Here is an 11,900-nt window from a genome sequence, read left to right as displayed (position 1 = left end):
GTCATCCTGACCGCGATCCGAATTTGAATTTCGGACGCCAAGGAACGTCGGCCACCGGCGAAGACAAAAGCGGCGACAAGACCGCGATCCCTCGTCGAGGACTCGACAACACACAGAGGGGAAATGCATGGAACGTCGTAAATTCCTGACGGCAGGCGGATTGGGCCTTGCCGCGAGTGCCGTTGCTGCGCCGGCGATCGCACAATCGATGCCGGAGGTGAAATGGCGGCTCGCCGCGAGCTGGCCGAAGGCACTCGACACGCTCTATGGCGGCTGCGAATATTTCTGCAAGCGCGTCGCCGAAGTCACCGACAACAAATTCCAGATCCAGCCGTTCGCTGCCGGCGAGATCGTCCCGGGCCTCCAGGTGCTCGACGCCGTGTCGAACGGCACCGTCGAGATGGGCAATACGGCGCTGTATTACTATTGGGGCAAGAACCCGGCCTTCACCTTCGGCACGTCGCTGCCGTTCGGCCTGAATACGCGCGCGCATATCTCCTGGCTGCTGTTCGGCGGCGGGCAGGACCTGCTCAACAATCTCCTCAAGGAGCATAACACGATCGGCGTTCCAACCGGCTCGACCGGCGCCCAGATGGGCGGCTGGTTCCGGAAGGAGATCAAGTCGATGGAGGATTTCAAGGGCCTCAAATTCCGCGTCGGCGGCTTCGCCGGGACCATCATCGCCAAGGTCGGCGGCGTACCGCAGCAGATCGCGGGCGGCGACATCTATCCGGCGCTGGAGAAGGGAACGATCGACGCGGCCGAATGGGTCGGGCCCTATGACGACGAGAAGCTCGGCTTCGTGAAGGTCGCGAAATTCTACTACTATCCGGGCTGGTGGGAAGGCACCGGCCAGGGCCACAACATCATGAATCTCGACAAGTGGAACACGCTGCCCAAGCACTACCAGGCCGCGATCGAGATGGCCTCACGCGATACCTTCACGTGGGTCACCGGGAAATACGATTACGTCAACCCGCCGGCGCTGAAGCGCCTGCTGGTGGCCGGCGCAATCCTGAAGCCGTTCCCGCAGGAGGTGCTGGAGGCCTGCTACTCCGCCGCGAACGAGATTTACGCAGATCTCTCCAAGACCAACCCGCACTTCGCCAAGATGTACACGAGCCTGTCCGCGTTCCGGAACGAATCGCTGGCCTGGATGCAGGTCGCCGAGCTCAGCTACGACAGCTTCATGATGCGGATGCGAACAAGGACGTGAGGCGGTGAGCCGATAGGTCGAGCCACGCTGAAGGTGTCATCGCCCGGCTCGACCGGGCGATCCGACATCCCAGAGGCGGGCGTTGGAAAGCGCGCTCCTGCCACATCCGCCGCGGCGTACCGGATGCCCGCCTGCCGCCTACGCTAAAGCTTCGGCGCCCCTGGACCTCAACCCCGGCGAAGCTTGGCGTAGCCGGGTCGCGGGCATGACAGCGGTGACTGTGGTGGAACGGGCAAGATCAAACGACGAAAGCCCCGGAGATCTCTCAGGGGCTTTCGCTTTGGTCTTCCAATGCGTCCAAGCGCGCGGTGGCGACTAGATCAACCCGCCGGCGTCTGCGACGCGGCGCTGGTGATAGTCGGTGTCGCCGAACGTGTTCTCGATCATGGTCAGGCGCTTGAAGTAGTGGCCGATCTTCGCCTCCATGGTCATGCCGATGCCGCCGTGGAGCTGGATCGACTGCTGGCCGACGAATTTCAGCGACTTGCCGATCTGCACCTTGGCCGCGGCGATCGCGTTGGAGCGCTCCTTGGCGTTCTCGAAGTCGCTCGCCATGGTTGCGAACATCGACATCGACCGCGCCTGCTCGGCCGCGACGAACATGTCGGAGGCGCGGTGCTGGAGCGACTGGAACGAGCCGATCGCGACGCCGAACTGCTTGCGCGTCTTGATGTACTCGACCGTGGTCTTGAGCGACTCGTCCATCAGCCCGACCGCTTCGGCGCAAAGCGCGATGCGGGCTTCGTCGACGACGCGTTCGATCAGCGCGAGCGAATCCTCGGGATTGCCGATCGCGGCATCCGCGCCCACCTCGACACCGGTGAAGGTGATGTCGGCGGCGTGCAGGCCGTCCTGGGTCGGGTACGATTTCCTGGTGACGCCCTTGGCATTCGCCGGCACCAGGAACACGCCGATCCCGGTCTTGTCGCGGCGGTCCCCCTTGGTGCGCGCGGTGACGAGAAGCGTGGCGGCGTTCTCGCCGTTGAGCACGACGAACTTTTCGCCGTCGATGATCCAGCCGTCGCCCTTCTTCTTCGCGGTCGTCGAGACATCGAACAGATCGTAGCGCGAGTTCTTCTCGAGCTGGGCAAACGCAAGCGTTTTGCTGCCGTCGATGATGCCAGGCACGTGCGCAGCCTTCTGCGCATCGCTGCCGGCATGGCGCAGGAAGCCGCCGCCGATCACGACGGTTGCGAGATAGGGCTCGAGCACCAGCGCCTTGCCGAGCGCTTCCATCACGATCATGGTCTCGACGCCGCCGCCGCCGAAGCCGCCATCGGCCTCAGCGAACGGCAGGCCGAGCAGGCCCTGCTCGGCGAGCTTGCCCCAGACGGCCTGGCTCCAGCCGCCCTTCTCCTTCATGTACTTCTTGCGCTGCTCGAAATCGTAGGAATCGGTCAGCAGGCCGTCGATGCTTTCCTTGAGAAGCCGCTGCTCCTCGGACAGATCAAAATCCATTTTTCTCTCCAAATCGGCGGGAATTGCCCTGCCGTCGCCTCACCCTCAGACGTCATCCCCGCCTTGTGCGCAATTGCGCACTGGGGCGGGGATCCAGTAAACGCAGCCGCCTGCCGTACTCACGACCGCCGCGGCGTACTGGGTCCCCCGCCTTCGCGGGGGACGACACCGTCATTGTTGACTCACAGCCCCAGCACCGCCTTGGCGATGATGTTGCGCTGGATCTCGTTGGAGCCGCCGTAGATCGAGACCTTGCGGTTGTTGAAGTAGCTCGGCGCGATCTGGGCGGTCCACTCCATGGCTTCGTTGGAGCCGTCGTCGCCGTGCACGTCGTAAGGCGCGGCGAACGGGCCGATCACTTCCATCAAGAGCTCGGTGGTGGTCTGCTGGATTTCGGAGCCCTTGATCTTCAGCACGGACGAGGCCGGATTGGGCTTGCCCTTGCCGTGCTTGCCTTCGTCGGCGACGACGCGGAGCTGCGTCAGCTCGAGCGCCTTCAGCTCGATCTCGCACGCCGCTAGCTTGTCGCGGAAGGCGGCGTCCTGGATGATCGGCTTGCCGCCGGATTCGACCTTGGAGGCGAGATCGCGGATGCGGCGCAGCCGCTCCTTGGAGACGCCGACCCGCGCGATGCCGGTGCGCTCATTGCCGAGCAGGAATTTGGCGTAATCCCAGCCCTTGTTCTCCTCGCCGATCAGGTTCTCGACAGGAACCTCGACGTCGTCGAAGAACACTTCGTTGACCTCGACGCCGCCGTCGATGGTCTGGATCGGGCGCACGGTGACGCCCTTCGACTTCATCGAGAACACGATGAAGGAGATGCCCATCTGCTTCTTGGCGCCGGGATCGGTGCGGCAGAGGCAGAAGATCATGTCGGCATGCTGGGCCAGCGTCGTCCAGGTCTTCTGGCCGTTGATGATCCACTTGTCGCCCTTGCGCTCGGCCTTCGTCTTCAGCGAGGCGAGGTCGGAGCCGGAGCCGGGCTCGGAGAAGCCCTGGCACCACCAATCGTCGACGTTGGCAATGCGCGGCAGGTACTTCTTCTTCTGCTCCTCGTTGCCGAAGGTGTAGATGACGGGGCCGACCATGCTGACGCCGAAGGCGAGCGGCTGCGGCGCCGGATAGGACTGCAGCTCCTCGTTGAAGATGTAGTGCTGCACGGATGTCCAGCCGGTGCCGCCATATTGCTTGGGCCAGTGGCTGACGCCCCAGCCCTTCTTGTTGAGGATGCGCCACCACGCCACCATTTCGTCCTTCGAGAGGTGACGGCCCTCGACCAGCTTGCGCCGCGTGTCCGGCGGCACGTTGTCGCGGAAGAATGACCGCACTTCCTCGCGAAACGCCTGCTCTTCTTTCGTGAATGCGAGATCCATCGGATCCTCCTGTTTCCCCGTCGTCCTGGCGAAAGCCAGGACCCATTACCACCGGCCTTCGTTTTGCGAAGGCAATTGCTGTCTGTCCGCCACACTCCTGCTGCGGAGTATGGGTCCTGGCTCCCGTGCGCAATTGCGCACTAGGCCAGGACGACAGAAAATTACTGCAACACCTCGAACAATCCCGCCGCGCCCATGCCGCCGCCGACGCACATGGTGACGACCGCGTACTTGGCCTTGCGGCGGCGGCCTTCGATCAGGGCGTGGCCGGTCAGGCGCGCGCCGGACATGCCGTAGGGATGACCGACCGCGATCGCACCGCCGTCGACGTTGATCTTCTCGGGATCGATGCCGAGCTTGTCGCGGCAATACAGCACCTGCACCGCGAAGGCTTCGTTCAGCTCCCACAGGCCGATGTCGTCGACGGTGAGGCCGTGGCGCTTGAGCAGGCGCGGCACGGCGAAGACCGGGCCGATGCCCATCTCGTCCGGCTCGCAGCCGGCGGAGACGAAGCCGCGGAAGATGCCGAGCGGCTGCAAGCCGCGCTTCGCCGCTTCCTTGTCGCTCATGATGACGGAGGCGCTGGCGCCGTCCGAGAGCTGGCTGGCGTTGCCGGCGGTGATCGAAAAACCTTCGCCGCGCACGGGCTTGAGGCCGGCGAGGCCTTCAGCGGTGGTCTCGGGGCGCGGGCCCTCGTCCTGCGAGAGCGTGACGTCCTTGAAGGAGACCTCGCCGGTCGCCTTGTCGGTGACCGCCATTTTGGTGGTGATCGGCACGAGCTCGTCCTTGAACTTGCCGCCCTGTTGCGCTGCCACGGTGCGGCGCTGGCTCTCCAGCGAATATTCGTCCTGCTTCTCGCGCGAGATGCCGTAGCGCTTGGCGACGATTTCGGCCGTGTCGATCATGGGCATGTAGACCTCGCCCTTGATCTTGAGCAGCGCGGGATCTTGCGCGTGGAAGCCGTTCATCTTGTCGTTCTGCACCAGCGAGATCGACTCGCCGCCGCCGCCGACTGCGATTTCGACGCCGTCGAAGATCACCGAGCGCGCGGCGAGCGCGATGGCCTGGAGGCCCGAGGCGCATTGCCGGTCGATGGTGGTGCCAGCGACGGTGACGGGAAGGCCGGCACGGAGCAGCGCCTTGCGCGCGATGTTGCCGCCGGTCGCGCCCTGCTGGAGGGCCGCGCCCATCACGACGTCCTCGACCTCCTTCGGATCGACCTTGGCGCGGGCGACGGCTTCGCCGATGGCGTGGCCGAGCAGCGTGGCGCCCTCGGTGGCGTTGAGCATGCCGCGATAGGCCTTGCCGATCGGCGTGCGGGCGGTGGAAACGATGACGGCGTCGGTCAAGAGCGACCTCCTGATACGGTTTTGGTGGATTGTGACGATTTCTGCTGCTGGCGCAATTCGTGGCGCGACAGCTTTCCGACCGGCGTGCGCGGCAGGTCGTCGACGAAGGCGACCTCGGCCGGCAATTCGTGCTTGCCGAGCTTGCCGGCGAGCTGGGTGCGCAGCTCGTCGAGCGAGAACGGTTTGGCGTCGGGCCTCAGCTTGATGAAGGCCTTGGCGGCCTCGCCGCGATACTGGTCGGGAATGCCGAGCACGATCACCTCGTGCACCCCGGGAATGGTGTAGATCGCCTGCTCGATCATCTGCGGATAGACGTTGAAGCCGCCGGAGATGATCATGTCCTTCTTGCGGTCGACCAGAAAGAAATAGCCGTCGGTATCGACATAACCGATGTCGCCGGTGAGGAAGCGGCCGTCGATGAAAGCCTCCGCGGATCCCTCGGGCTTGTTCCAGTATCCCTTGGTGACGTTCGGGCCCTTGATGCGGATCTCGCCGACCTCGCCCGGCGGCAGCACTTTTGTCGGATCGTCCAGCGACACCACGTCGAGCTCGATGCCGGGCAGCATCAGGCCGATCGAGCCGGGCTTGTCCGGTCCTGTCGGCGGATGGCCGGTGCCGGGCGAGCAGGTCTCGGTCATGCCCCAGCCGCTGCGCAGCTTCTTGCCGACCTTGCGCTCGAAGAAGCTGGCGATCTCCACCGGCAGCGGCGCGCCGCCGGAGCCGATGGTGGCGAGCGAGGAGAAATCGCGCTTGTCGAGATCCGGCAACGCCGCGATCGCGATCCACATCGTCGGCACGCCCGGAAAGTATGTCGCGCGCTTGACCTCGATGTCGCGCATCACGGCCTCGACGTCGAAACGCTGGTGCAGCGAGATCAGGTTGCCGCGGCGGAGCGAGGACAACAGCACGACGGTGAACGCATAGATGTGAAACAGCGGCAGCACGCAGATCACGCGCTCGATGACGTCGCCGCGGGTCGCGCGCGACGGCTTGCCCCAGACGTCGTAGATCGACACCGCTGAGGTGAGGTTGCCGTGGGTGAGCATCGCGCCTTTGGGCAGGCCGGTGGTGCCGCCGGTATATTGCAGCAGGGCGACGTCGTCGGCTGTCACTTTCGGCCATTCTGCCGGCGCGGCCGCGCCCTCGACGAAGGCTTTGAACGTGACGATGCGGGGATCGTCGGGGATCGCCGCCTGCGGCGTGCCGACCTTGCCCCAATTATCGTCCTCGCAGACGACGAGGCGGTCGATCAGGCCCTTCTCCAGGAATTTCAGCGCCGTCGGCAGCAGCGCGGCGAGGTTGGAGGTGACCAGCAGGCGCGAGCCGGAGTCGGACACCTTGTGCGTCAGCGCGATCTCGCCGTCGAGCGGAGAAAGGTGCGCAACGCGGCTGCCTGCCTTCAGCGCGCCGAAGAAATTGACGGGGTGATCAGGCGTGTTGCCGAGGAACAGCGCGACGGAGGTGTTCTTGCCGCAGCCGGCGCGGAGGAACGCCGCCGCCGCGCGCTCGGCCATCGCGGCGAGCTCGGTGTAGGTGATCGGACGATCGCGGAATTCCAGCGCGGTGCGCGGGCCGAAATCGGCAGCGGCTTTCGACAGCAGGTCGGGCAGCGTGCCCTGGACGATGGTGTCGTCCCAACGCACGCCCTCGGGATAAAACTGTTCGCCGGGATGGGTCATTTTCTGCATCACACTCAGTGGTCATTCCGGGGCGCGACGAAGTCGCGAGCCCGGAATCCATCAGGCAGCACACTCAGAGGCGAAATGCATTCCGGGCCTGGCCCTACGGGCCATCCCGGAATGACCCCAATAGAGGCAACAGCCCCCATCACGCCGCTTTCGACGCCGCCGCCAGCGAGGCGAAGGTCTTGCCCTCCGCCGCGAGCTTCTTCAGCAGCGGTGCGGGCTCGAGGCTGGGGTCGTTGGTCTCCTTGGCGTAGAACGACAGGCGATCGGCGATGTGCTTGAGGCCGACGGTGTCGGCCCAGAACATCGGGCCGCCGCGATAGATCGGCCAGCCATAGCCGTAGAGCCAGACCACGTCGATGTCGGAGGGGCGCGCCGCGATGCCCTCTTCGAGGATCTTCGCGCCCTCGTTGATCATCGGATACATCATGCGCTCGAGGATCTCCTCGTCGCTGACGACGCGCTTCTTGCGGCCGAGACGGGCAAGCGTCTCGTCGATCAGCTTCTCGACTTCAGGATCGGGCAGCGCCGAACGGGAGCCCGCTTCGTACTTGTAGTAGCCCTTGCCGGTCTTCTGGCCGAAGCGGCCGGCTTCGCAGAGCGCGTCCGCGATCTCCGACTTGATGCCGCGATCCTTGCGCGAGCGCCAGCCGATGTCGAGGCCGGCGAGGTCGCCCATCGCGAACGGCCCCATCGGCATGCCGAACTTGGTGACGACCGCGTCGACCTGCTGCGGCAAGGCGCCTTCGAACAGCAGCTTTTCCGACTGCTTGCCGCGCTGCGCCAGCATGCGGTTGCCGACGAAGCCGTCGCAGACGCCGACCACGGCCGGCACCTTTGCGATTTTACGCGCGATCGTGACAGCGGTGACGAGGGCATCCGGCGCGGTCTTGTCGGCGCGGACGATCTCGCACAGCTTCATGACGTTGGCCGGCGAGAAGAAGTGCATGCCGAGCACGTCCTGCGGACGCTTGGTCGACTTCGCGATCTCGTCGATGTTGAGATACGAGGTGTTGGAGGCGAGCACGGCGCCCGGCTTGACGAACTGGTCGAGCTTGCCGAACACTTCCTTCTTCACCGCCATGGTCTCGAACACGGCTTCGATCACCAGGTCAGCATCACCGACGTTCTCGATGCCGACGACGCCGGTGATCAGCGCCATGCGCTTGGCGGGCGCATCGGCCGGGATGCCGCCGCGCGCCGCGGTCGCTTCCCAGTTCTTCTGCATGATGCCGAGGCCGCGCTTGAGCTGCTCCTCGCCGGTCTCGATCAGGGTGACGGGAACGCCGGCATTGGCAAACGACATCGCGATGCCGCCGCCCATGGTGCCGGCGCCGAGAATGGCAACACGGTTGACGGGACGCGACTTGGTGCCTTCCGGCACGCCCGCAATCTTGGCGGCCTCGCGCTCGGCAAAGAAGGCGTAGCGCTGCGCCTTGGACTGGTCGCTGGCGACCAGCTTGAGGAAGCCCTCGCGCTCCTTCTTCAGGCCCTCGTCGAACGGAAGATCGATGGCGTAGCCGACCGCGTCGGCGGCCGCGAACGGCGCTTCCAGGCCGCGCGACTTCTTGGTCATGGCGGCAACCGCATTGGTGAAGATCGAGCGGTCGGCCTTGGCGGCCGCGATCTTGGAATCGTCGTCGCGCAGGCGGCGCAGCGGACGCTTCTCGGCGAGCAATTTGCGGACGAAGGCTTCGCCGCCGGAGGCCGGACCTTCGACGATCTCCTCGATCAGGCCGCTCTTCAGCGCTTCCGCAGCACCGATCGGATCGCCGCCGACGATCATCTTGACCGCGAGCTCGGGGCCGACCGCGCGCGGCAGGCGCTGGGTGCCGCCGGCGCCCGGCAGCAGACCGAGCTTCACTTCGGGCAGGCCGAGCTTGGCCTCCTTCACCGCCACGCGGAAATGGCAGGCCAGCGCGACCTCGAGGCCGCCGCCGAGCGCGGTGCCGTGAATTGCGGCAACGACCGGCTTCGGCGAGCTCTCGATCTCGGACAGCACGTCGTTGAGGGCGGGCGGCTTCGGCGGCTTGCCGAATTCGGTGATGTCGGCACCGGCGATGAAGGTGCGGCCGGCGCAGGTCAGCACGATGCCCTTGATCGCGGGATCGGCGACCGCGGCCTTGATGCACTCCAAAATGCCACCACGGACTGCGGCACTCAGCGCATTGACCGGAGGGCTGTTGACCGTGACGATCCCGACTTCGTCATGACGCTCAAGCTTGACCACTTCGCTCACGGTTTCCCTCCTTGGTGGGGATTTACTTTTGTTCGATTTCGCGGTGCGGAATTTAATTCCGCATCTTGACGGCAGGGTTATTTTGAAGCACGGACGTTGTCAACGACTCCGCGCAAGAAGCAGATCAGGGATGAAGCGTACAGGAAAGAAGACTGCGACCGATCGGAATTTCGTCGTCGCGCTTTCCCGCGGACTTGATGTATTGCGCGCATTCCAACCCAGCGACGGCCTTCTCGGCAACCAGGAGATCGCGGCCCGCACCAACCTGCCCAAGCCGACCGTTTCGCGCCTGACCTATACGTTGACGAAGCTCGGTTATCTGACGCCGGTTCCCCGCTTCGAGAAATATCAGCTCGCGCCGGCCGCGATGGCGCTCGGGTATGCGGCGCTGTCCAATCTCGGTGTTCGACATTTGTCCGAACCGTTTCGCGAGGAAGTGATGCGCGCGACCGGCGGCGCGGTCGCGATCGGGGGCCGTGACCGCCACAGCATGATCTATTTCGGGCAGAGCCGCGGCAGCGAGACGGTCGGCGTTCAACTTGACGTCGGCTCCCGCGTGCCGATCGCAACCAGCGCGATGGGCCGCGCCTATTTCTGGGCGCTGGCTGAAGACGATCGCGCCGAGCTGTCGCGCGTCCTGCGCGAACATTACGGCAGCCGCTGGCCGAAGATGCGCGATGGCCTCGAACGTTCCGGCGAGACCGTCGCGAAATACGGCTTTGCGATTTCCGTCGGCGACTGGCACGACGACATCGGCGCCGCCGGCGTCGCGCTCAGGCTCAACGATGGAACCGGACCTTACGCATTCAATTGCGGCGCGCCCGCATTCCGCTTCACGGAAGAGCGTTTGATCAACGACATTGGACCGCGTCTGCTTGCGATGGTAAGGAACATCGAAGCGGCACTCGGGGGTCTGATGCCGCATTCCAAAAAAGAAGTCAGCAAAAAGCTGAAATCAGGAGGAAAAGTTGCGCGTGTGGCCGAGGGGTTCAGATAGCCTTTGTCATGATCGGGAGCGGTTCGCATCGCCCCGCCGCCCACTGAAATTCGCGGGCGAGACGAGATGACGCAGGCACAGCTCGCGCAGGGGACATCGCCCCTGCTCGCGGTTCGCGACGTCAGCGTCGTGTTCGGCGGCATCATTGCGCTCAACGGTGTGTCCTTCGACATGCACAAGGGCCAGATCCTCGGATTGATCGGCCCCAACGGCGCCGGCAAGACGACGCTCTTCAACTGCCTGTCGCGGCTCTACCAGCCGTCGTCCGGCGACATCCTGATGGAGGGCGCGAGCATCCTGTCGCGGCCGCCGCACCGGATCGCCGAGATCGGCATCGGCCGCACCTTCCAGAACGTGGCGCTGTTTCCGAACCTGTCGGTGATGGACAATGTCCGCGTCGGCACGCATGCCCGCACCTCCAGCGACATCATCAGCGACTCGCTGCGCCTGGCCTGGATTCGCCGCAGCGAGACCGACGTCAACAAGAAGGTGCACGAGATCCTCGCCTATCTCGACCTCGAGGACGTCGCCCACACCGTGGTGTCCGGCCTGCCCTTCGGCACCCAGAAGCGCGTCGAGCTGGCGCGCGCGCTGGCGGCCGATCCGAAGATCCTGCTGCTCGACGAGCCGGCCGGCGGCCTCAACCACGAGGAAGTCTACGTGCTCGGCGACCTCATTCGCCGCATCCGCGACGACCGCCACATGACCGTGCTGCTGGTCGAGCATCACATGGGCCTCGTGATGTCGATCGCCGACCACGTCGTTGCGCTCAATTTCGGCAAGAAGCTCGCGGAAGGCACGCCCGCCCAGGTGCAGGCGGACCCCGACGTCATCAAGGCCTATCTCGGGAGCAAGGACCAATGACGACGCTGCTCAACGTCAAGGACCTGCGCGCCTATTACGGCCAGGTCCAGGCGCTCCATGGCCTGTCCTTCTCGCTCAACGAGGGCTCGCTGACGACGCTGCTCGGGGCCAACGGCGCCGGCAAGACCACCACGCTGCGCGCGATCTGCAACATGGTGCGCTCGACCGGCGGCATCGAGTTCGACGGCAAGCCGCTCAACAACCGCTCAACCGAGAGCATCGTGCGGTTCGGCATCGCCCATGTGCCGCAGGGCCGCGGCACCTTCACCAACATGACGGTGGAGGAGAACCTCCAGTTCGGGGCGATCACCCGCAAGGACGGCGCCGGCATCGTCTCCGACATCGAGCGCATGTATGCGCATTTCCCGGTGCTGAAGCAGCGCCACACCCAGCAGGCCGGCACGCTGTCGGGCGGCGAGCAGCAGATGCTCGCGGTCGCCCGTGCGCTGATGCTGCGGCCGCGGCTGATGCTGCTGGACGAGCCGTCCTTCGGCCTCGCGCCGCTGGTGGTGCGCGACCTGTTCGGCATCCTCGGCAAGATCAACCGCGAGGACAAGGTGTCGATCCTGGTGGTCGAGCAGAACGCCCAGCTCGCGCTCGAGCTCGCCGACAAGGCCTACGTGATCGAGACCGGCCGCATCGTGATGTCGGGCAACGCCAAGGACATCGCGAACAACGAAGAAATCCGCAAATCCTATCTGGGTTACTGAGGGAGCCGG

9 protein-coding genes are annotated in these 11,900 nt (G+C 65.1%); 4 read left to right on the top strand and 5 right to left on the bottom strand.

Features of this window, described 5'->3' with window-relative positions; translation table 11 throughout:
- Positions 1-127 precede the first annotated feature (127 nt).
- Positions 128-1,216, top strand: a complete 1,089-nt coding sequence (locus BM118_RS20905; protein ID WP_092187362.1) for a TRAP transporter substrate-binding protein — start codon at positions 128-130, stop codon at positions 1,214-1,216.
- A 315-nt stretch (positions 1,217-1,531) separates the two neighbouring features.
- On the opposite strand, the gene pimD is transcribed toward BM118_RS20905, so the two are convergent.
- From pimD to BM118_RS20880, 5 genes are all read right to left on the bottom strand, one after another.
- On the bottom strand, positions 1,532-2,674 hold the full coding sequence (pimD, locus tag BM118_RS20900) for a pimeloyl-CoA dehydrogenase small subunit (RefSeq protein ID WP_092187361.1): 1,143 nt from the start codon (positions 2,672-2,674) through the stop codon (positions 1,532-1,534).
- A gap of 182 nt (positions 2,675-2,856) precedes the next feature.
- Positions 2,857-4,047, bottom strand: a complete 1,191-nt coding sequence (gene pimC / locus BM118_RS20895; RefSeq protein WP_092187360.1) for a pimeloyl-CoA dehydrogenase large subunit — start codon at positions 4,045-4,047, stop codon at positions 2,857-2,859.
- Positions 4,048-4,208: 161 nt separating this feature from the next.
- The gene (locus tag BM118_RS20890; RefSeq protein ID WP_092187359.1) at positions 4,209-5,396 is read right to left on the bottom strand and encodes an acetyl-CoA C-acyltransferase; all 1,188 of its coding nucleotides are present in this window, start codon (positions 5,394-5,396) and stop codon (positions 4,209-4,211) included.
- Positions 5,393-7,075, bottom strand: a complete 1,683-nt coding sequence (gene pimA / locus BM118_RS20885) for a dicarboxylate--CoA ligase PimA (protein ID WP_092187583.1) — start codon at positions 7,073-7,075, stop codon at positions 5,393-5,395. Before pimA ends, BM118_RS20890 begins: the two co-directional genes overlap by 4 nt.
- A 148-nt stretch (positions 7,076-7,223) precedes the next feature.
- Entirely contained in the window at positions 7,224-9,320 is a 2,097-nt protein-coding gene (locus BM118_RS20880; protein ID WP_092187358.1) for a 3-hydroxyacyl-CoA dehydrogenase NAD-binding domain-containing protein, read from the bottom strand.
- A 130-nt stretch (positions 9,321-9,450) separates the two neighbouring features.
- Between BM118_RS20880 and BM118_RS20875 the strand changes: the two genes are divergently transcribed.
- From BM118_RS20875 to BM118_RS20865, 3 genes are all read left to right on the top strand, one after another.
- The gene (locus tag BM118_RS20875) at positions 9,451-10,317 is read left to right on the top strand and encodes an IclR family transcriptional regulator (RefSeq protein ID WP_177234557.1); all 867 of its coding nucleotides are present in this window, start codon (positions 9,451-9,453) and stop codon (positions 10,315-10,317) included.
- A 66-nt stretch (positions 10,318-10,383) separates the two neighbouring features.
- Positions 10,384-11,181 (top strand): ABC transporter ATP-binding protein, encoded by a 798-nt coding sequence (locus BM118_RS20870; RefSeq protein WP_027543335.1) that lies wholly within the window; start codon positions 10,384-10,386, stop codon positions 11,179-11,181.
- Positions 11,178-11,891 carry an ABC transporter ATP-binding protein gene (locus BM118_RS20865; protein WP_092187357.1) on the top strand — a complete coding sequence of 238 codons (714 nt, stop codon included), beginning with the start codon at positions 11,178-11,180 and terminating at the stop codon, positions 11,889-11,891. Before BM118_RS20870 ends, BM118_RS20865 begins: the two co-directional genes overlap by 4 nt.
- Positions 11,892-11,900: the final 9 nt, after the last annotated feature.

The sequence above is a fragment of the Bradyrhizobium sp. cf659 genome, from assembly GCF_900113725.1.
Lineage (GTDB): Bacteria > Pseudomonadota > Alphaproteobacteria > Rhizobiales > Xanthobacteraceae > Bradyrhizobium.
This window is presented reverse-complemented; position numbering and strand designations above follow the sequence as displayed.